Raw genomic sequence first — 18996 nt, forward strand, 5'->3', positions numbered from 1 at the left:
GGTAAGAGCATCTCAAGCAGTCAGCGTATCGTCCTGACCTTCGATGGAAGCCTCGTCGACCGCACCTTCGGCATAGTGATCGAACACCACCTCGGGCGCATCCAGCGGCACGCTGATGGATGGATGACGGTCGAAGATCATCTGTTCCCACTTGCCGCCGTTGACGTCGATCTCGATGCGCGCCGGCTCGCCGGTGTCGGTGAACAGCGGCGTCGACTTGCCCTTGCCGTCGAGCGTGCCGCGTCCCAGCACCTGGTTGGTGCGCGACAGGAAGGTGTACTTCAGCGCCTTGACGCCGCTCGGCAAATTCCACAGCGCCTGATCGACAAACACCTGCTGGCTGAATTTCTTCGGTTCCGCTTTTTCAAACTCGGCCTGCTTGACCGCATTCATATTCTTCGGCCCCTCCATCGTGTGTTGGCCTGCCTGCGACAGCCACTGGCCGCCCGTGCCCTGCTCGATGCCCTGGGCGTTGATACGGATGAAGCTGCCGCCGGCGTTGAGCACGATTTCCTTGGCCGCCGTGATCTCGATATTCATCTTCGTGCTGATCAGCTTGAGCACCTGCTCGGCGATGATTTCCACATTGTCGCTCTGGGCCTGGATCTCGACCTTGCCCTTGGCGGCGAACAGCTTCATGCCGGCCTTGGAGACGAACAGGCTGATCTTCTCGCTCACGCTGGCGAACAGGCTCTTGCCCGCCGCGATGGACACGTGGCCGCCGCTGCTGATGGCGGCGTGCTGGCCGCTCTGGATATGCGTGCTTTCCGGCGTGCTGCTGGCGATGCCTGCCGGGCTGGACAATACCAGATGCGGCGCCGCGAACTCGCCCTGCGCCTTGCCGTCGCCGCGCACCGCCGCGTTCTGCGCGCGCACCGCGTCGCCGGCCTCGGTCTGGTCGACGCCGGTCTTCTGCGCCTCCTGATGCTGGGCCGCGTCCGCCATTTGCTGGTGCAGCGCCGCGCCCGAGCTCAGGCGCGCCACGGTCTCGCCCATGTCCTTGATGTGCGAGGCCGCCTGCGGCCGCGCCTCGGTGGTCAGCAGCATGCCCTTGCCGGCGCGCAGCGCGCCCCAGGCCTCGGTGGCCAGCTCGAAGCCTTCGCCACGCTCATCCTTGCGTCCGCTGTTGTCCTCGATGCGCGTGATATGGCCCAGCGACAGCTGGCTGTGCGCGTGGTCGCTCTTGAGCTGCGCCTGGATGGCGGCGTTGGTGTCGTCGAGGATCAGATGGTTGCTGCGTCCCGACGCGACATTGCCGCCGTTCGGCGTCAGCTCGCGGCTGCGCAGGCCGGTCAGCGCCTGCTGGCTGGGCAAGGCCCAGGGCGGCTGGTGCAGCTCGTTGAACACGGTGCCGGTGACGATGGGCCGGTCCGGCGATCCATCCAGCCATTGCACGATGACCTCGGTGCCGACGCGCGGCACCGCCGATGCGCCCAGCTCGCCGCCGCCCCAGGCGCTGGCCACGCGCACCCAGGCCGAACTCTGCTCGTCGTTGCGGCCGACGCGGTCCCAGTGGAACTGCACGCGCACGCGGCCGTACTGCTCGGTGTGGATGCTGTCCGGCCCGTTCGGGCCGACCACGGTGGCCGTCTGCGGCGCGGTGATGCGGGTGTCGACGCTGTTGTAGCCCCGTCCCGGCCGCCACGGCACGGCCTTGCGGATGCAGCTCACGCGGTTGCTGTACTGCGCGCCCTGGTCGTCGCCGGCCTGGCGCTGCAGATAATTGTTGGTCGCCAGGTGGCTGACGCCGACGACCAGGAACGTGTTTTTATCGGCATCGCCGGCATCGTCGAAGTGGCCGCTGAGCTCGAACGCGCGGCCCGGCTGCAGCAGCCTGCAATTGCCGAGGCCGTCGAAATGCTTGCCGGCCGCTTCCAGCTCCTCGATGCGCAGGCGCGCCAGCCGGGCCGCGCCGTCGCCATCGCTGAAGCCGTAGGCGCCCGCATATTCATAGCTTTCGACGTTCAGCACCGCGCCCTGCTGGTTGAGGGTGGGCAGGTTGAACTGGGCCGGAACCGGCTGCTTGAAATTGAAGGCGCTCAGCGCGACGCTGGCCGCGACGATCTGGCGCGCCGGCGACCATTCGCCCATGCCCTCTTCTTCGATCGCGCCGCCGTGGCGCTGGAACGGCACCGGCCGGCCGCCGTCGATGGCTTGCGAGGCCGTGCTGTCGTCGCTCAGCACCAGCGTGTGGCCGCTGGCCGTGTGCTCGTACCAGTAGCTCCAGCCCGCTTCTTCCCAGCGCCGATGCAGATAGTTGTGGTCGCTTTCGCCGAACTGGCAGGCGTCGGTCATCGGCGTTTCCTCGCCGGCGATGCGGCAATCCCACACCGGCAGCGGCGAGTAATCGGCAAAGATGCTGGCGCTCTGTTCGCGCAGCGTCTTGTTGTGGAACAGGTAGTTATCCTTGCGCAGCTTCAGGTAGGCCAGCCAGGGCGCCAGCGCCGCCTCGTAGTACGCCACGCCGCCATCGGTTTTGAGCAGGCGGAAACGGAACACATAGCCGGTGAAGTAGCGCAGGCTGCCGTCGCCGCGCACCAATTCCACGCACATCAGCTTGCCTTGCAGGTCTTTCAGCGACAGCGAGGCATTGTCGGACAGCAGCTCGACCCGGTAATCGAAGTCGCGCGACAGCGCTTCGTCCGCCTCCAGCTTGTTGGGCAGCAGCTGGGCGTCTGGACCGTCGCCCTGGGGGAACGACAGGCGTAAAATCCGCTTGTTCTGCCGTTGCGCGATCAAATCCTGCAAAAATTCACCTGCACCCAACATTGCCACCGCCATGTAAAAATTTATTGGCGAGAATGTTATCATGCAGATAAAGTTGACGACGTTCAATTGAATTTGCCGGCGGCGCCAATCCGCGTTGTTGCAATTCCTGAAGAAAAGCGGCTAAGCAGGTGGATTTAAAGCGCTTTTCACAGATATCCACACCAACTGTGGATAAGGTTGTGAATAACCGCCACTTGACAGCCGAGAACGCCTTTAACGGCGCGGGTTTCAACAAAATGCCTAATCCACAGGCAAAATTTTTACCTAATAAAATCAAATACTTACAGCAGCTAAAATTCAAGCCTCAAGCGCTTTTGAGGCCGCTTGAAAAATATTTTTCTGTGCATAAGTAGGTGTGGAGACACGCCGGCGGGGAATCCTTTGACAAAAGTACTGGCAAGGAATAGTGTCACTGTGAAGGTCCGCAATTCCCTTCTCCGACTCACCGTGGGATTGATGCATGAACCAGAACGACGACGACACCGATTGGATGATAGAAGACGAAGCACCGCCGGCCAGCCAGCCACAGGCAGGCAAACCGGGCGCTGCACAGGCGCCGCCGCCGTGGCGCGTGCTGATCGTGGACGACGACGTCGACGTTCACGTCGTCACCAAATTTTCGCTGAGCAACGCGTGCTTCCAGGGCCGCCGGCTCAGCTTCCTGCACGCCTACAGTGGCGAGGAAGCGCTGCACACGCTGCGCACCACGCCCGATATCGCGCTGGTGCTGCTGGACGTCATCATGGAAACCAGCGACGCCGGCCTGAACGTGGCCCGCCAGATCCGCGACACGCTGCACAACCAGCTGGTGCGCATCGTGCTGCGCACCGGCCAGCCGGGCCAGGCGCTGGAACACAGCATCATCCTCGATTACGACATCAACGATTTCTGGTGCAAGACCGACCTGACCACGCGCAAGCTGTTCACCACGGTGATCTCGTCGCTGCGCGCCTATTCCGGGCTGGAGCAGGCGCACCGCCACGCGCAGGCGCTGCAGCTGGAGCTGGACCAGGCCAGGCAGCTGCTGGCCGCCGTCGACCAGCATGCGGTGATGATGACGCTGGACCAGCGCGGCCGCATCGCCAGCGTCAACGATAAATTCTGCGCCGTCTTCCAGTACAGCCGGGAGGAACTGCAAGGGGCCGATCCGCGCCTGCTGCACGCCCCGCCCTATCCGCAGGACCAGCTGAGCGACGCGCTGCAAGCCTTGAAGGAAGGCGAAGCCTGGACCGACGTGGTCAGCGCCTGGCGCCGCGACGGCCAGGAAGTGCGGCTGCGCGCCACGGTGACGGCCAGCGCGGACACCCCGCCGCGCTACATCGTCGTCGCCAGCGTCCTGCAGGCATTGAAAGTTCCGCTCTAAGTCGCGGATTGTTAAAGCACTTTTCCGGATATCCACAGAGGCTGTGGATATCTATGTGGATATCACCCTCTTGACACCGCAGGGAGGCTTTACCTATGCGGTTTTCAACAAACTGCCCATCCAACAGGCAAAATAAACCCATTGAAAAATCAATGACTTAGCGCGTCAAGCATTGAGACAAGAAAATTTTTAAAGAAAATTCTTGTCAACATGATTTGTGCATAAGTAAACACCGGGGCGGTATAAGCTGGCGCGTCAATGAGGGGATTTTCGACGCTGTTCGGGGTGTAATAGCACCCGTTCGATCACCTGTGGCGCAACGTTGTGGGATTTCATGTATTCGATCGCGCAAACGGTGTTGAAGCTGGATTGCACCAGGATGCCGCGGTTGACTGCGGCACTGCATTGCTCATCACTGCGCTGCTGTAATAGCGAAACGTTCATCATGATCCTTGGCAAAGGTTGGAGGTGTAAACCCTGATCTGCGACATGCTAAAGGAGTATCGGCTAGCCTCCGCCAAAGTCAATGTCAGCTTCCTATCATTTCTGTATTTAAAGTGTTTGTGCGCGATAATAGTGCATGACTACCGATCAACCACGCTCCCGCCCCTCTTCGCAGTTCGATCTTTTCCTGTCCTTCACCATTTTGGCGCTGCAAGGTTTTGGCGGCGTGCTGGCGGTCGTGCAGCGCGAAATGGTCGAGCGCAAGCGCTGGCTGACGCAGGAAGAATTCATCGAGGAATGGGCGGTCGCGCAGATCATGCCCGGCCCCAACGTGGTCAACCTGGCGCTGATGATCGGCAGCCGCTACTACGGCTTGCGCGGCGGCCTGGTGGCGCTAGCCGGCATGCTGACCGTGCCGCTGCTGGTGGTGCTGGTGCTGGCCGTGCTGCACTCGCACTACGCGCAGCATCCCGGCGTGGCCGGCGCCTTGCGCGGCATGGCGGCGGTGTCGGCCGGCATGATCGCCGCGACCGGCCTCAAGCTCGCCTCCGCGCTCGGCAAGCATCCGCTGCCGATGTGGCTGACCGGCGCCATCGCGCTGCTGTGCGTGGTGTTCGTGGTGCTGCTGCATCTGCCGCTGGCCTACACCCTGCTGATACTGGGCAGCATCGGCGTCACGCTCACCTACCGCAAGCTGAAGGGAGGCCAGCCATGAACGACGCCCCGCTGCATCTCGTGCTGAGCCTGGCCGACTGGCTCAACCTGTTCGGCCATTACCTGCTGCTGTCGCTGATGTCGATAGGCGGCGCGATTTCCACCACGTCCGAGATGCACCGCTTCCTGGTCGAGGAGCACCATTGGCTGACGCAATCGCAGTTCAACGATTCGATCGCCATCGCCCAGGCCGCGCCGGGGCCGAACGTGCTGTTCGTGGCATTGATGGGTTGGAATGTGGGCCTCAACGCGGGCAGCTACGCGGCGGCGCTGGCCGGCGTGCTGGTGACGATGACAGGCATCATGCTGCCGAGTACCACGCTGACCTATCTGGCGGCGCGCTGGGGCCATCAGAACCGCGAGCTGCTGGGCGTGCGCGCCTTCAAGCAGGGCATGGCGCCGGTGGTGGTCGGGCTGATGGTGTCGGTCGGGATCATCCTCGGCAGCGCCCACCACAGCTGGGCTACCGACTGGCCCTTGTGGACGCTGTCGGTGGCGGCCGGCCTGGTGATCTGGCGCACCCGCATCCACCTGCTGTGGCTGCTGGCCGCGGGTGCGCTGGTCGGCTGGTTCCAGCTGGTCTGACTTATTTGTTCTGGTAGCCGCCGTAGTATTTCACGGGGCTCCAGTCCGGCTGCACCTCAGGCAAGGCCGGCGCGTACTGCTTGAACTCGCGCGTCGCATACACCACCTTGCCGTTGACGATGGTCAGGCTGCTTTCCAGGTTCTTGATCTGCTCGGCCGCCATCGAGAAATAATCCTGCGGCAGTATCACCAGATCGGCGTACTGGCCGGCGGCCAGCGTGCCCTTGAGCTTTTCCTCGCCGCTCATCCACGCGCTGCCCTGCGTCATCAGCTTGAGCGCCTGGTAGCGGCTCAGCACATCTTTGGGCTGCCATACGCTGAGCCCGCCCGCAGTCTTGCCCGTCACCGCCCAGTAGATCGACGGCCACGGGCCGTAGCTGCTGACGCGTGTGCCGTCCGTACCCAGGCCGACCGGGATTTTCATCTCCAGCATTTTTTTAATCGGCGGCATCTGGCGGGTTTGCGCGCCGTACTGCTTCCAGTACAGCTCGCCCTGGAAGTACATGCGGTTCTGCACCGCGATGCCGCCGCCCAGCGCCTTCACGCGCGCCAGTTGCTTGTCGCTGATGGTCTCGGCATGGTCGAAGAACCAGCGCAGGCCGCTCAGCGGCGTGTCCTTGTTGACCTTCTCGATCACGGCCAGGTCGCGGTCTATGCTCTCGTCATAGGTGGCGTGGATGCGGAACGGCCAGCGGTTCTTGATCAGCAGCCGCAGCACGGGTTCCAGTTCGCTCTCCATCTGCGGCGGCATGTCCGGGCGCGGTTCGAGGAAGTTCTCGAAGTCGGCCGCGCTCCACACCAGGTTCTCGCCGCCGCCTTCGGTGTTGTAGCCGTTGGCGTAGAACAGGTGGTCGTTGTGATCCGGCTTGGCCATGGCGAGCCAGCGCTGATAGTCTTCCAATTCCTTGCCCGGCTTTTGCGCGAACAGATAGTAGGAGGTGCGCACCGTCAGCTTGCCGCTCTTGGCCAGCTCCAGGCTGACGGCGTAATCGTCCGGATACGCCTGCCCGCCGCCGCCGGCGTCGATGGCGCTGGTCAGGCCCAGGCGGTTCAGTTCGGTGTAGTACTGCTGCGTGGAGTTGAGCTGCTGCGCGCGCGGCAGCACCGTGGTCTTGCCCAGCGTGGTGTAGAGGATCATTGCGTTGGGCTTGGCGATCAGCAGGCCGGTCGGCTTGCCATCCGCGCCCAGCTGCACTTCGCCATCCTTGAAGCGGGTGTTGGCGTCGTAGCCCAGCGTGGCGATGCCCTTCTGGTTGAGGAAGCCCAAGCCGTACAAGTAGAGCAGGAACACCGGCTTGTCCGGCACCGCCTCATTGATTTCCGCCAGCGTCGGCAAGCGTTTTTCTTCGAACTGGAATTCGTTCCAGCCGCCGACCACCTTGACCCACGCGCCCTCCGGCGTGCGCGCCGCCTGCTCCTTGAGCATTTGCAGCGCCGTCTTCAGCGAAGTCACGCCATCCCAGCGCAGCTCGGCGTTGTAGTTCAAGCCTTCGCGGATGATGTGCAGGTGGGAGTCGTTGAGGCCGGGGATGACGGTCTTGCCGCCGGCATCGATCAGCCGGGTGCCGGCCGATTTGAGTTGGAGTATGCGGGCATTGCTGCCGACGGCCTGGACCTTGCCGTCCTTGATGGCGATGGCCTGGGCGAATTCGCCCTCCTTGCTCATCGTGGCGATCTTGCCGTTGCTGATGATGAGGTCCGGCGCGGCCTGCGCGAGACCGGCGCAGGCCAAGGCGGCTGCGAGTGCGAACTGGTTCATTCTCATTGTCTGCTGCTCCTAAAAAAAATCGGGCCGGCGCGATGCATGCACCGCGCCGGCCCACATCAGAGACCAGGGAATTGAGCCAGGCTCAGTCCGATTAGTCCTTGATGGATTCGACTGCGAAAGTCAGGGTCACGTCGTCGCCGACGTAGGGTGCGTATTTACCGGCGTTGAATTCGGTGCGCTTGATGGTGGCGGTGGCGTTGGCGCCGCAAGCCAGTTTTTTCAGCATCGGGTGATCCATGCACTGCAGATGGGTCACGGTCAGCTTGACTGGCTTGGTCACGCCCTTGATGGTCAGGTTGCCGTCGATCGAAGCCAGCTTGTCGCCATCGAAGTTGAACTTGGTCGACTTGTAGGTGATGGTCGGGAACTTGGCGGTGTCGAGGAAGTCTTCGCCCTGGATGTGGCCGTCGAACAGTTTCGAACCGGTGTCCACCGATTTGGTGTCGATGGTCGCTTCAACCGAGCCGGTCTTGGCGGCGCGGTCCAGCACGATCTTCGCGGTCGTGTTGTTGAAGCGGCTTTGCTGGGTCGAGTAGCCGAAGTGGCTGTATTCGAAACGGGCAAAGGTGTGGTTCGCGTCGGAGGTGAAGTTTTCCGGCGCGGCGAAGGCGGACAGGGAAATACCGGCAGCAACCAGCAGGGCGAAGATTTTTTTCATTTGTAAGACTCCAGGATGTGGGAACAATATGTAAGAACTCGACCCGGCAAGCTGGTGCCTGCCCGGCGCATGTCTTCGAGTGAAGCGATTATGCTCGCCACATCTACCGTTGTAAAACGAAAAATTTACCGCGTTATTATCGATAAAATCGATCATAAAACCGGCTACTCATGTTGCAATGATAGAGCAGCGGCGATCGGATGGGCATCTGCCTAAAGGCCGAGGGGGGATGTCAGGCTGCGGAGGCGAGCGCCGCCGGCGGCTGCAGCATGCGTTGCTGCAAGCGTTGTTCCAATGAGGCAAACGCCGCGCCGCTGCGCACGCGCGGACGCGGCAAGTCCACCTGTACGTCCAGCGCGATGCGGCCGTGCTCGATCAGCACGACGCGGTCGGCCAGCGCCAGCGCTTCCTGCACATCGTGCGTGGCCAGCACGGCGGTGAAGCCGCGCGACTGCCACAGCGCCTCGATCAGTTGCTGCATCTCGGCGCGGCTCGGCGAATCGAGCGCGGACAGCGGTTCGTCCAGCAACAGCAGTTGCGGCTCGTGCAGCAGCGCACGCGCCAGCGCGGCGCGCTGCTGCTGGCCGTCCGACAACTGCCCCGGCCAATCGTCGGCGCGGCCGGCCAGGCCGACGATGGACAAGGTGGCCGCCGCCGCATTCAGCGAGCGCGGCTTGCCGATCGCCACATTCTCCAGCACCGACTTCCATGGCAGCAGCCGGGGTTCCTGGAACATGATGCGCACGCTGGGGTCCAGGCTGCCGTTGCCGACCGCGATGCTGCCGGCATCGGCGCCGTCCAGCCCGGCGATGGTGCGCAACAGCGTGGTCTTGCCGCAGCCGCTGCGTCCCAGCACGGCGACGAATTCACCGGCGCGCAGCGACAGCCGCAGTTCGTTCAGCACCGGACGGGCGCCGAAAGCCACGCTGACGTCTTCCAGCGCCAGCGCCACGCCCTGGCGCGGGAGCGGCGGCTTCGGCGCTGCGCGGCGGACGGTATCGCTAATGTCGAACAAGGCGGTCGAAATATACATACGGTTTACTCCATTAACGGTAGGCGGGATGCCAGCTCAGGAAATGCCGTGCCATCGCGCGCACCAGCAGGTCGGCCACGCCGCCCAGAACAAGGTACAGCAGGATGCGCGTGCCGGATTGCGCAGAGACGGCCTCGGCAACGATCAATAGCAGCCAGACCAGCCCGAGGCCGACGCGTGCCGTTCGCAGGATCGAAGGCAGCGCCGCCGGCAAGGTCACGTCGCGAAACAGCGGCCAGCCCGAAAGGCCGTAGCTGCGCGCCATCTCGATCAGGGCCGGGTCGGCAGCTGTAGTTGTCCGATGCTTAATATTTCCCATTGCCGGCTCCACGAATATTCATGCCGGCCAGATTAATTCCGCAACAACGAAATCAGAACGAATAGTTTTACGTTTTGATATGCACTTTCTTCTTTATAGGTTTTTGATATATAGAAAGGAAAAAATAGTCGTTTGCCGCATGAAGCGCCGATGAGATACTTGCATTACTGCATCTCCCAAGCTTATTCCCCATGACTACACCCCTGATTCGCATTACCCATGCGAGCAAAACCTTTGCGCTGCCGGACGGCGGCCACTTTCACGCGGTGCGCGACGTATCGCTGGAAGTCAACAAAGGCGATATCTTTGGCCTGATCGGCAAGAGCGGCGCCGGCAAATCCACGCTGCTGCGCCTGTTCAACCTGCTGGAACAGCCGGACAGCGGCGCCGTCTTCGTCGACGGCCGCGAACTGACCGCGCTGTCGAAACGCGACCTGCGCGATGCGCGCCGCAATATCGGCATGATCTTCCAGCAGTTCAACCTGCTGCAAAACGCCACCGTGTTCGACAACGTCGCCTTCCCGCTGCGCATCCACGGCGGCCTGACGGCGGCGCAGATCACCGCGCGCGTCAACGAATGCCTGGAACTGGTGGAGTTGGGCGGCAAGACGGCCAGCTACCCTGCCCAGCTGTCCGGCGGCCAGAAACAGCGCGTCGCCATCGCCCGCGCATTGGCCAGCGGCCCGGCCGTGCTGCTGTGCGACGAACCGACCTCCGCGCTGGACGCCGAAACGACGCGCGCGCTGCTGGCCACGCTGCGCGACATCAACCGCCGCCTCAACGTCACCATCGTCATCGTCAGCCATGAGCTGTCGGTGCTGGGCGAGATCTGCAACCGCGTGGCCGTGATCGAAGACGGCGCCATCGCCGAACAATTCGCGCTCGACGACGCCGCCAGCCTGGCCGAACCGCGCAAGACCGCGCTGGGCCGCGAACTGGCGCAGCACGGCGCCGCCAGCATCCTCGCTGCGCGCCCCACCCCAAGCAACGCCAACACGGAGGCCGCCCATGTCTGAATACCTCGCCTCCCTCGACGCCATCCTCGCCATGCTGCCAGAGATGTGGACCGCGCTCGGCCAGACCCTGACCATGCTCGGCATCGGCCTGACCGCCGCCGTGGTGCTTGGCGGCCCGCTGGGCATCCTGCTGTTCCTGGTGGCCGACGGCCAGTCGCTGCAAAACCGTCCCGCCGCGCTGGTGCTGGGCTGGCTGGTGAACACGGTGCGCTCCTTCCCGTTCATCATCCTGCTGGTGGCGCTGGTGCCGTTCACGCGCATCATCGCCGGCACTTCGATCGGCCCGCTGGCCGCCGCCGTGCCGCTGTCGTTCGCGGCCGTGCCCTACTTCGCCCGCATGGTCGAGCAGAACCTGCGTGAAGTGCCGCGCGGCGTGATCGAAGCCGCCCACGCCATCGGCGCCTCGGAACTGCAGATCGTGCTGCGCGTGCTGCTGGTGGAGGCCCGCTCCGGCCTGGTGCTGGCGCTGACGGTACTGTCGATCAGCTTCCTATCCTATTCCGCCGTGGCCGGCGTGGTGGGCGGCGGCGGCATCGGCGACCTCGCCATCCGCTACGGCTACTACCGCTTCGAAACCGACATCATGGTCGCCACCGTCGCCATCCTGATCGCCATGGTGCAACTGATCCAGTTCACCGGCAACCGCATCGCCAAACGCCTCGACAAACGCTAAACTAAGGACTACACATGCAAGCACCTCGCCGCAACCTGCTGCTGGCCGCACTGGCCCTCGCCCTCGGCATCGCCGCTCCAAGCTACGCCAAGGATCCGAAAGAACTGGTGATCGGCACCAGCGCCGGCCCGTACGCGGACCAGATCAAGCTGGGCATCAAGCCTATCCTGGAAAAACAGGGTTACAAGATCAAACTGGTGGAGTTCAACGACTACATCCAGCCGAACTTCGCGCTGGCCGAAGGTTCGCTGGACGCCAACGTATTCCAGCATATCGTTTATCTGAATGAGTTCGCGGCCAAGAACAAGCTGCCGCTGGCCGATCTGGTGAAGATCCCGACCGCGCCTATCGCCATCTACAGCAAGAAGCACAAGGCACTGAGCGAAGTGAAGGAAGGCGCGACAGTCGCCATGCCGAACGACCCGACCAACCAGGCGCGCGCGCTGGTGCTGCTGGACCAGCTGGGCTGGATCAAGCTGCGCGACAAGTTCGATCCGGTGAAGGCGTCGGAGCGTGACATCGCCGTCAACGTCAAGAAGATCAAGCTGATCTCGCTGGAAGCGGCGCAGCTGCCGCGTTCGCTGCAGGACACCGACTACTCCTTCGTCAACGGCAACTACGCGCTGGCGGCGGGCATGAAGCTGAAAGAGGCGTTGTTGACCGAGAAGATCTCGGCCAACTACATCAACCTGGTGGCGATCCGCAGCGCGGACAAGGACAAGCAGTTCGCCAAGGATCTCGCGGCCGCTTATCGTTCGCGCGAGTTCCTGGCGGTGACCAACAAATACTTCCCGGACTACTCGAAGACCGAAGACCAGCTGGCGCTGGAAGCGGCCGGCGCGAGCAAGCCGGGCAAATAAGGCTACAGAATCAGCCGCGCTGCTGTTTCCTGCGCGCGGCGATTCCCGCTACCAGTCCGAGGCCGGCCAGCAGCATGGCGTAGGACTCGGGCTCCGGCACGGCCGATACCCGGTTCACGCTGGTCAGCATGCCGGTCATGTCGATGTATCCGCTACCGGTGTTCCAAAGTAAGGTGGCTTCAGCCGAATACCAATCGGCCACATTGAAACTGGTCGGAATTGCCAGATTGCTCAAGTTTCCCTTACCAGAGAAATTAAAACCAATGTTTTGGTAGCTTGAGTCACGGGTGCCATACGAGACGCCAGCGTCAATGGACACATAATCGGAAGTGCCATCATGGCTTACATAAACTCTGCCTGCGGCATAAGGCGAGGAGGCGGTGGTGCCGCTCTTGTCAAAAGTGATGCTGGTAGTCCCTGGCATTCCCGCCCAATTGTAGTATATCGTAGTCGTTGCACTCGACATGGCCACTGCGGAGTTCGTGTCGATAGAGTATGTGCCATGGAAATCATTACCTACACGGACACCTCCAGGTATCTTGTTGCTCGACACAACAGCACGGCTATCGCCATTGCCGATGGTTTCGCGCAAAGTGTTGATCACCCCCGTATATTCGAACGTAATGATTTCGGCTGAGGCCGAGGCGCTCAGAAAGAGGCTGACTAAAACGAGTGCAATGCGGCGCATGGAAATTTCCGTTAAGTTATGGAAATAACATTATATTGCGGAAATATCAATTGCGCCACAGATGTTTTAAATAATGCAACCCATTTAATCAAGGTCTTTCGCGTCGTGCCGCTCGGGCACCTGCTCTTCCGGCTCGCCGAACGTGCGGTTGACCTTGCGGCCACGGATCACTGCGGGCCGCGCCGCGATGTCGTCGGCCCAGCGCTTGACGTTCTTGTACTCGTGCACCGACAGGAACTCGCCTGCGCCGTAAATCTTCCCCAGCACCAGAACGCCGTACCACGGCCAGATCGCCATGTCGGCGATGGTGTATTCATCGCCCGCGATATAGCGGTGCTCGGCCAGCTGGCGATCGAGCACATCGAGCTGGCGCTTGGCTTCCATCGCATAGCGGTTGATCGCGTATTCGATTTTTTCCGGCGCGTAGGCGTAGAAGTGGCCGAAGCCCCCGCCCAGGAACGGCGCGGAACCCATCTGCCAGAACAGCCAGTTCAAGGTCTCGGTGCGCGCCGCCAGCTCCTTGGGCAGGAAGGCATCGAACTTCTCGGCCAGATAAACGAGGATGGAACCGGATTCGAACACGCGCAACGGCTTCTCGCCGCTGCGGTCGACCAGCGCCGGAATCTTCGAATTCGGATTGATGCCGACAAAGCCGCTGGAGAACTGGTCGCCGTCGTTGATGCGGATGAGCCATGCATCGTATTCGGCGCCGCTATGGCCGAGCGCCAGCAGTTCTTCCAGCAGGATCGTCACCTTGACGCCATTCGGCGTTCCCAGCGAATACAGCTGCAGCGGATGCTTGCCGACCGGGAGTTCCTTGTCGTGCGTGGCGCCCGCCACCGGACGGTTGATGCTTGCGAACGTGCCGCCCGAAGGAGCCGCGGCAGTCCAGACTTTAGGTGGTACGTACTTCGATTGATCCGTCATTCAAAACTCCATGCATATTCAGTAAAACGTCATTCAGAATATCACGGGCGACGCAAACGCGTTGCCCGCCCCCCACGCCGCGATCAGGGCTTGCTGGCACGCGTCGCCAGGAAGGTTGGCAGATAGCGGTCGATCACAAAGCGCGGCTGCGGTTGATGGTCTTCATGGAAGCCGGTTAGCACGAAGCCCGCCTCCATCTGGCCGCCGATTTGCTCGCCCAGGCTATGGCCGAACACCAGCGCATCGCCGCGCCGGCGCTTCTCCGCCAGCGCCTCCGCACTCAGATGATCGACATCGGAATACGGCAGCACGAAGCGCGGACATATCAAACCCTGCTCCGCATAACGCGGGGCGCGGTCGCCGACAAACACCACCGGGTTGTAGAAACTGCTCAGCAAACTTCCGCCGCTGCGCAGCACGCGGAAGCACTCGCGCCAGACCGGCCGGACGTCCGGCACATACAGGTTGGAGATCGGATGAAAAATCAGATCGAAGGACGCATCGTCAAACACCGACAGATCGCGCATATCGCCTTGCACCACATGGAGTTCCAGGCCGTCGCGCTGCGCCACCATGCGGTCCTGCTGCAATTGCAGATCTGAGGCATCGAATACTGTGACGATGGCGCCGGCCGCCGCCAGCACCGGCGCCTGTTGCCCGCCGCCCGAGGCCAGGCACAATAAGCGCAGGCCGCGCACATCGCCCAGCCAGCCGGCGGGCAAAGGCCCCGGTGTCAGCCTGACTTGCCAGCTGCCGTTGCGGGCTGCGGCGATTTCATCCGCCCCGACAGGCTGCGACCACTCGCAGTGCTGCGCCGCCTGGCGGTCCCACGAAGCGCGATTGTGGCTGAATACATCGATAGAATTGTTAACGGTATGAGGCATGAGTTTTCCTTGAACAGATGGAGAAACTGCCCTCGATACTGCGACCGCAGGATGGCGTAACGAACTGGCGCGGCCCGATGGAACGGGCGCGCGCGGAGGCAACGCTGGAAATGAACGTACAGTAAGCGGCAGGCAGATCGCGTATAGGCAGCGATAAGTCAGTTGGCATTACTTGTTCATGTCGGCGCGCTCCGGTGGAATGGAAGAGCGCCGATTCTAGCATGGTTAATCGTTGCGCATCTGCGCTTGGGACACGTTGCTCCCCGCCGGCACGCTCTGCGTCAGCCAGACATTGCCGCCGATGGTGGAGCCGGCGCCGATGGTGATGCGGCCCAGGATGGTGGCGCCGGCGTAGATCACCACGTCGTCCTCCACCACCGGATGGCGCGGCACGCCTTTGATTAGCGTGCCCTTCTCGTCCGCCGGGAAGCGCTTGGCGCCCAGCGTCACGTGCTGGTACAGGCGCACGCCCTGGCCGATGATGGCCGTCTCGCCGATCACCACGCCGGTGCCGTGGTCGATGAAGAAGCTGCCGCCGATCTGCGCGCCGGGGTGGATGTCGATCCCGGTCAGCGAATGGCCGATGTCCGAAATCAGCCGCGCCAGGAACGGAGAGCCCAGGCGGTGCAGGCTGTGCGCCAGCCGGTAGTACAAGATGGCGATGGTGCCCGGATAGCACAGCATGATCTCGGCCACCGAGGTCGCCGCCGGATCGCCGGAGAACGCCGCCTGCACATCGGACACCAGCAGGCCGCGTATGGCCGGCAGGCCCGCCGCGAACTCGCGCGTGATGGCGTTGGCCTGGCGCGTCAGCTCATCGTCATCCGGCACGGCGTCCGCCAGCGAGAACTGCAACCCTCGCCGCACCTGCTCCGTCAACCGGTTCAGGGTAGTGTTGAGGGTGTCGCCGACGAAGTAGTCGATGCTCTCGTCGGTCAGGTTGGGACGGCCGTAGTGCGTGGGGAACAGCGCCGCCGACAGGCCGTTGACGATGATCGTCAGCGCCTCGCGCGACGGCAGCTCGCGTACTTTGCCATGGTGGCGGATATTGTGCGTGGCCTCGCGCGACACGCGCAGCTGCTCGATCACGCTGCCCAGGTTCCAGTGCGACGGCTTGACGCTGGTGCCGTCATAGGTATCGATAGTCATAATGTCTCGAATAATTAAAAACGCGGGCAGCATCTGCCCATCGTCGCAGCATAATCGTCCATCAGCACCGGGCGAAGGAATGATTTCGCCCTTGGATATGCGATGACCGCATATCGCGTAAAATGCCGGCTCCACCGAACAATACGCCTCAAATGAATATTTTGCTGACACTGCTGCTGGCCGGCCTTTCCATGGTCGGGCCGCTGGCCATCGACACCTACCTGCCGTCGTTCCCGGCGATCGCCCAGAACTTTGACGCCAGCCCGATGCTGATCCAGCAGACACTGAGCATGTTCCTGTTCTGCTTCGCCTTCATGATGCTGTTCTACGGCACGCTGTCGGACTCCTTCGGCCGCCGTCCGGTGATCCTGGTATCGCTGGTGGCCTACATCGCCGCCTCCATCGTCGGCGCGATGGCGCCGTCCATTGGCGTGCTGCTGGCCTGCCGCATCGTGCAGGGCCTGGCGGCCGGCGCGGGTTCGGTGGTCGGCCGCGCCATCGTGCAGGACCGCTTCTCCGGCGCCGCCGCGCAGAAGATCCTGTCGCACATCATGATGGTGTTCGGCCTGGCGCCGGCCATCGCGCCCGTATTGGGCGGCTGGCTGCAGGTCAGCTTCGGCTGGCGTTCGATCTTCTGGTTCCTGAGCGGCTTCGGCATCCTGATGTTCATCGCCGTCCAGCGCGCGCTGCCGGAAAGCCTGGCCGTCAAGGACCGCCACCCATTCCACCTGGGCGTCATCGCCTCCAACTACTGGAAAGTGCTGTGCCACCACCACTTCCTGCTGCTGTCGATCGCGGTCGGCATGAGCTTTGCGGGCGTGGCGCTGTATATCGGCTCGGCCGCCTACTTCGTGATGAACATCCTGCATCTGCCGGAGACCGCGTTCGCATGGATGTTCGTACCGCTCATCAGCGGCATGGTGGTCGGCTCGGCGCTGTCGGGCAAGTTCGCCCACAAGTTCGCGCGCACCACGCAGGTGTGGATGGGTTTTGCGGTCATGATCGCGGCCGGCATCATCAACGTCGCCTACAACAGCGTCTTCGTCGCCGCCGTGCCTTATGCCGTGATGCCGCTGTTTATCTACTCCTTCGGCCTGGCGCTGGCGATGACGCCGTTGTCGCTGATCGCGCTGGAGTACTTCCCGAACAACAGCGGGCTGGCGTCGTCGATGCAGTCGTTTATTCAGATGCTGCTGTTCGCGCTGGTGTCCGGCCTGGTGGCGCCGCTGCTGTTCGACAGCGCGCTGAAGCTGGCCTGGGGCGTGCTCGCCAGCCTGGTCGTCAGCCTGATCGCCTGGCTGCTGGCCTTGACCGGCAAGCCGGTCACGCACTAACCATACATTCAGGGCCAGGGCGTGGGATTCACATCCACGTACTGCGCCCCGCCCTGCTCCGGTTCGCGGGCATCGCCCTGGGCGGCCGACGATGCAGGCCGGCCCGGCGCCTGCGCCGGATTGCGCAGGCCCAGAAGCTCCTTGCGTGTCTCGACAAAATCTGCGCTGGACAAGGGGTGCTCCCGGTCCGGCCAATTCTCTTCCGCCCATTGCTGCAATTGTTCATAGCGTTGCCAGAGTTCGTTGACGAACTGGCGGCGCGCGGCTTCCTTATCCATGCTTCCCCCTGTGTGTCATGCCAGTCTGTGGCAAACTGCCGGTATCGTCCGTTAGGCGCCGCACCAACACACCATGGAACTCCACATCGTCATCGAAGGCAGGAAGGATTTAAGCGGGCAGCTGTACCGTCAGCTGAGCGACTCGATCCGCAGCGGAAGGCTGGCCGACGGCCAGCAGCTGCCGCCCACCCGCCTGCTGGCCGAACAGCTGGGCCTCTCCCGCAAGACCGTCTCCGATGTCTACACCCGCCTGACGCAGGAACGGCTGGTGCTGGGCCAGGTCGGCAAGGGCAGCTTCGTCAGCGCGCCGGCCGAGGCCAGGCCGCGCCGGCAAGCGGCCAACAACCTGGCCAGCGCCGCCATCGTCGCCCGCTGGGACGCCATGCACACGCCGCTGCGCAACCCGTTCCCCGAAGGCCGCTCGCGCTATGAGTTCATCGGCGGCTGCATCACGCCCAGCCTGTTCCCGGTCGACGAATGGCGCCGCTGCGTGATGCACGGCCTGCGCCAGGACGTCAAGGGCAGCGGCATGTACCGCCAGGCGGAAGGCATCGCCGAACTGCGCGCCGCCATCGCCCACCATGCGGCCTTTGCGCGCGGCGTGGTCTGCACCGCCAACAATGTCGTGGTGACCAACGGCGCCCAGCAGGCGCTGGACCTGCTGGGCCGCGTGCTGCTGGAACCGGGCTGCGTGGTGGCGGTCGAAGAACCGGGCTATCCGGCGGCGCGCATGCTGTTCGCCAGCCAGGGCGCGCACATCGTCGGCATCGGCGTCGACCACGAGGGCATGCTGGTCGACCAGATCCCGCAAGGCACGCGGCTGATCTACACCACGCCGGCCCACCAGTTCCCGCTGGGGATGCCGATGAGCGTGGCCCGCCGCGAGGCCCTGCTGGCGCGGGCGCTGGAGATCGGCGCCATCATCATCGAGGACGACTACGACAGCGAGTTCCGCTACGAAGGCCGCCCCACCGATTCGCTGCAAAGCATGGACAGGCACGGCGTCGTGGCCTTCGTCGGCAGCTTCTCCAAGGTGATGCTGCCGGAACTGCGGCTGGGCTACGCGATCCTGCCGGAGGCGGTGCTGAACGCCGTCCTCACGGTCAAGCACCTGAACGACTGGCATACCGCCACCGCCAGCCAGCACGCGCTGGCGAAGTTCATCGGCGACGGCTACCTGTCGCGCCACATCCGTCGCTGCGCCGCCATCTACGCGACGCGCCGCCAGCGCCTGCAAGCGCTGTTTGCCGACGCGCTGTCGCCGTGGTTCGAGCTGGTGCCGGCCAGCGCCGGCTTCCACCTGGCGGCGCTGTGCAAAAAGCCGCTCGACCTGGACCTGCTGCTGCGGCTGGCGCGGCGCGCCGACGTCGGCCTTTACCCGCTGTCGAACTTCTACGCTTCCACGCCGCCCAAGGCCGGCCTGTTCCTCGGCTACGGCGGTATCGAGACGCTGGATATCGATGTCGCCCTGCTGCGCGTGCGCGACATCCTTCAGCAAATGGAGTAAAGCCGGATCAGCATGTAGAATAGTGGA

The 18996-nt window shown here is 63.2% G+C and carries 20 protein-coding genes; 9 read left to right on the forward strand and 11 right to left on the reverse strand.

What is annotated here, in order from left to right; translation table 11 throughout:
• Positions 1-12 precede the first annotated feature (12 nt).
• Positions 13-2748, reverse strand: a complete 2736-nt coding sequence (locus tag GEV02_RS21965; protein WP_328595887.1) for a type VI secretion system Vgr family protein — start codon at positions 2746-2748, stop codon at positions 13-15.
• A 200-nt stretch (positions 2749-2948) separates the two neighbouring features.
• Here GEV02_RS21965 and GEV02_RS33015 point away from each other — a divergent pair, with 200 nt between their 5' ends.
• Together GEV02_RS33015 and GEV02_RS21970 are read left to right on the forward strand one after the other, a co-directional pair.
• Positions 2949-3122: a hypothetical protein gene (locus GEV02_RS33015; RefSeq protein WP_174999271.1), complete on the forward strand. Its 174-nt coding sequence runs from the start codon at positions 2949-2951 to the stop codon at positions 3120-3122.
• 107 nt (positions 3123-3229) lie between these two features.
• Positions 3230-4132: a PAS domain S-box protein gene (locus GEV02_RS21970; protein ID WP_152840104.1), complete on the forward strand. Its 903-nt coding sequence runs from the start codon at positions 3230-3232 to the stop codon at positions 4130-4132.
• 255 nt (positions 4133-4387) lie between these two features.
• Here GEV02_RS21970 and GEV02_RS21975 read toward each other — a convergent pair whose 3' ends face one another.
• Positions 4388-4579, reverse strand: a complete 192-nt coding sequence (locus GEV02_RS21975) for a hypothetical protein (RefSeq protein WP_235922877.1) — start codon at positions 4577-4579, stop codon at positions 4388-4390.
• A 133-nt stretch (positions 4580-4712) separates the two neighbouring features.
• Here GEV02_RS21975 and GEV02_RS21980 point away from each other — a divergent pair, with 133 nt between their 5' ends.
• Together GEV02_RS21980 and GEV02_RS21985 are read left to right on the forward strand one after the other, a co-directional pair.
• A complete protein-coding gene (locus GEV02_RS21980) occupies positions 4713-5291 on the forward strand; it encodes a chromate transporter (RefSeq protein ID WP_152840105.1) in 579 nt (192 codons plus the stop codon).
• On the forward strand, positions 5288-5875 hold the full coding sequence (locus GEV02_RS21985; RefSeq protein WP_152840106.1) for a chromate transporter: 588 nt from the start codon (positions 5288-5290) through the stop codon (positions 5873-5875). Before GEV02_RS21980 ends, GEV02_RS21985 begins: the two co-directional genes overlap by 4 nt.
• Before the next feature lies 1 nt (position 5876).
• Here GEV02_RS21985 and GEV02_RS21990 read toward each other — a convergent pair whose 3' ends face one another.
• The 4 genes from GEV02_RS21990 to GEV02_RS22005 all read right to left on the reverse strand — a co-directional run bounded on the left by GEV02_RS21990 (position 5877) and on the right by GEV02_RS22005 (position 9653).
• Positions 5877-7634: an amidohydrolase gene (locus GEV02_RS21990; RefSeq protein ID WP_235922878.1), complete on the reverse strand. Its 1758-nt coding sequence runs from the start codon at positions 7632-7634 to the stop codon at positions 5877-5879.
• A 100-nt stretch (positions 7635-7734) separates the two neighbouring features.
• A complete protein-coding gene (locus GEV02_RS21995) occupies positions 7735-8301 on the reverse strand; it encodes a YceI family protein (RefSeq protein WP_008449570.1) in 567 nt (188 codons plus the stop codon).
• A gap of 232 nt (positions 8302-8533) precedes the next feature.
• Positions 8534-9334 (reverse strand): ATP-binding cassette domain-containing protein, encoded by an 801-nt coding sequence (locus GEV02_RS22000; RefSeq protein ID WP_152840108.1) that lies wholly within the window; start codon positions 9332-9334, stop codon positions 8534-8536.
• A gap of 13 nt (positions 9335-9347) precedes the next feature.
• Positions 9348-9653, reverse strand: a complete 306-nt coding sequence (locus GEV02_RS22005; protein ID WP_152840109.1) for an ABC transporter permease subunit — start codon at positions 9651-9653, stop codon at positions 9348-9350.
• Positions 9654-9844: 191 nt separating this feature from the next.
• On the opposite strand from GEV02_RS22005, the gene GEV02_RS22010 reads away from it, so the two are divergent.
• From GEV02_RS22010 to GEV02_RS22020, 3 genes are read left to right on the forward strand one after another with little or no spacing between them, the layout of a single operon-like run.
• Positions 9845-10669, forward strand: a complete 825-nt coding sequence (locus tag GEV02_RS22010) for a methionine ABC transporter ATP-binding protein (RefSeq protein WP_152840110.1) — start codon at positions 9845-9847, stop codon at positions 10667-10669.
• The gene (locus GEV02_RS22015) at positions 10662-11342 is read left to right on the forward strand and encodes a methionine ABC transporter permease (protein WP_008449578.1); all 681 of its coding nucleotides are present in this window, start codon (positions 10662-10664) and stop codon (positions 11340-11342) included. Before GEV02_RS22010 ends, GEV02_RS22015 begins: the two co-directional genes overlap by 8 nt.
• 14 nt (positions 11343-11356) lie before the next feature.
• A complete protein-coding gene (locus GEV02_RS22020; RefSeq protein WP_152840111.1) occupies positions 11357-12202 on the forward strand; it encodes a MetQ/NlpA family ABC transporter substrate-binding protein in 846 nt (281 codons plus the stop codon).
• A 10-nt stretch (positions 12203-12212) separates the two neighbouring features.
• Here the strand turns inward: GEV02_RS22020 and GEV02_RS22025 are convergent, their stop codons facing one another.
• The 4 genes from GEV02_RS22025 to epsC all read right to left on the reverse strand — a co-directional run bounded on the left by GEV02_RS22025 (position 12213) and on the right by epsC (position 15850).
• Positions 12213-12890 carry a PEP-CTERM sorting domain-containing protein gene (locus tag GEV02_RS22025; RefSeq protein ID WP_152840112.1) on the reverse strand — a complete coding sequence of 226 codons (678 nt, stop codon included), beginning with the start codon at positions 12888-12890 and terminating at the stop codon, positions 12213-12215.
• Between the two features lie 84 nt (positions 12891-12974).
• Positions 12975-13817 carry a glutathione-dependent disulfide-bond oxidoreductase gene (gene yghU, locus GEV02_RS22030; protein ID WP_152840113.1) on the reverse strand — a complete coding sequence of 281 codons (843 nt, stop codon included), beginning with the start codon at positions 13815-13817 and terminating at the stop codon, positions 12975-12977.
• An 83-nt stretch (positions 13818-13900) separates the two neighbouring features.
• Complete coding sequence (locus tag GEV02_RS22035; protein ID WP_152840114.1) at positions 13901-14701, reverse strand: class I SAM-dependent methyltransferase; 801 nt, start codon at positions 14699-14701, stop codon at positions 13901-13903.
• A 225-nt stretch (positions 14702-14926) separates the two neighbouring features.
• Positions 14927-15850 carry a serine O-acetyltransferase EpsC gene (gene epsC / locus GEV02_RS22040; protein ID WP_152840115.1) on the reverse strand — a complete coding sequence of 308 codons (924 nt, stop codon included), beginning with the start codon at positions 15848-15850 and terminating at the stop codon, positions 14927-14929.
• A gap of 152 nt (positions 15851-16002) precedes the next feature.
• Here epsC and GEV02_RS22045 point away from each other — a divergent pair, with 152 nt between their 5' ends.
• Positions 16003-17184 carry a multidrug effflux MFS transporter gene (locus tag GEV02_RS22045; RefSeq protein WP_152840116.1) on the forward strand — a complete coding sequence of 394 codons (1182 nt, stop codon included), beginning with the start codon at positions 16003-16005 and terminating at the stop codon, positions 17182-17184.
• Between the two features lie 8 nt (positions 17185-17192).
• Here GEV02_RS22045 and GEV02_RS22050 read toward each other — a convergent pair whose 3' ends face one another.
• A complete protein-coding gene (locus GEV02_RS22050) occupies positions 17193-17462 on the reverse strand; it encodes a hypothetical protein (RefSeq protein ID WP_008449585.1) in 270 nt (89 codons plus the stop codon).
• A 73-nt stretch (positions 17463-17535) separates the two neighbouring features.
• On the opposite strand from GEV02_RS22050, the gene pdxR reads away from it, so the two are divergent.
• Entirely contained in the window at positions 17536-18969 is a 1434-nt protein-coding gene (gene pdxR, locus GEV02_RS22055; protein ID WP_152840117.1) for a MocR-like pyridoxine biosynthesis transcription factor PdxR, read from the forward strand.
• The last annotated feature ends 27 nt before the right edge of the window (positions 18970-18996 follow it).

Origin of the sequence: Rugamonas aquatica (genome assembly GCF_009380215.1) — a bacterium.
Lineage (GTDB): Bacteria > Pseudomonadota > Gammaproteobacteria > Burkholderiales > Burkholderiaceae_D > Rugamonas > Rugamonas aquatica_B.

Coding starts and splice junctions, on each gene's coding strand:
- GEV02_RS21970 (WP_152840104.1), top strand. CDS start 3,230: ATGAACCAGAACGACGACGACACCGATTGGATGATAGAAGACGAAGCA.
- GEV02_RS21975 (WP_235922877.1), bottom strand. CDS start 4,579: ATGATGAACGTTTCGCTATTACAGCAGCGCAGTGATGAGCAATGCAGT.
- GEV02_RS21980 (WP_152840105.1), top strand. CDS start 4,713: ATGACTACCGATCAACCACGCTCCCGCCCCTCTTCGCAGTTCGATCTT.
- GEV02_RS21985 (WP_152840106.1), top strand. CDS start 5,288: ATGAACGACGCCCCGCTGCATCTCGTGCTGAGCCTGGCCGACTGGCTC.
- GEV02_RS21990 (WP_235922878.1), bottom strand. CDS start 7,634: ATGAACCAGTTCGCACTCGCAGCCGCCTTGGCCTGCGCCGGTCTCGCG.
- GEV02_RS21995 (WP_008449570.1), bottom strand. CDS start 8,301: ATGAAAAAAATCTTCGCCCTGCTGGTTGCTGCCGGTATTTCCCTGTCC.
- GEV02_RS22000 (WP_152840108.1), bottom strand. CDS start 9,334: ATGTATATTTCGACCGCCTTGTTCGACATTAGCGATACCGTCCGCCGC.
- GEV02_RS22005 (WP_152840109.1), bottom strand. CDS start 9,653: ATGGGAAATATTAAGCATCGGACAACTACAGCTGCCGACCCGGCCCTG.
- GEV02_RS22010 (WP_152840110.1), top strand. CDS start 9,845: ATGACTACACCCCTGATTCGCATTACCCATGCGAGCAAAACCTTTGCG.
- GEV02_RS22015 (WP_008449578.1), top strand. CDS start 10,662: ATGTCTGAATACCTCGCCTCCCTCGACGCCATCCTCGCCATGCTGCCA.
- GEV02_RS22020 (WP_152840111.1), top strand. CDS start 11,357: ATGCAAGCACCTCGCCGCAACCTGCTGCTGGCCGCACTGGCCCTCGCC.
- GEV02_RS22025 (WP_152840112.1), bottom strand. CDS start 12,890: ATGCGCCGCATTGCACTCGTTTTAGTCAGCCTCTTTCTGAGCGCCTCG.
- yghU (WP_152840113.1), bottom strand. CDS start 13,817: ATGACGGATCAATCGAAGTACGTACCACCTAAAGTCTGGACTGCCGCG.
- GEV02_RS22035 (WP_152840114.1), bottom strand. CDS start 14,701: ATGCCTCATACCGTTAACAATTCTATCGATGTATTCAGCCACAATCGC.
- epsC (WP_152840115.1), bottom strand. CDS start 15,850: ATGACTATCGATACCTATGACGGCACCAGCGTCAAGCCGTCGCACTGG.
- GEV02_RS22045 (WP_152840116.1), top strand. CDS start 16,003: ATGAATATTTTGCTGACACTGCTGCTGGCCGGCCTTTCCATGGTCGGG.
- GEV02_RS22050 (WP_008449585.1), bottom strand. CDS start 17,462: ATGGATAAGGAAGCCGCGCGCCGCCAGTTCGTCAACGAACTCTGGCAA.
- pdxR (WP_152840117.1), top strand. CDS start 17,536: ATGGAACTCCACATCGTCATCGAAGGCAGGAAGGATTTAAGCGGGCAG.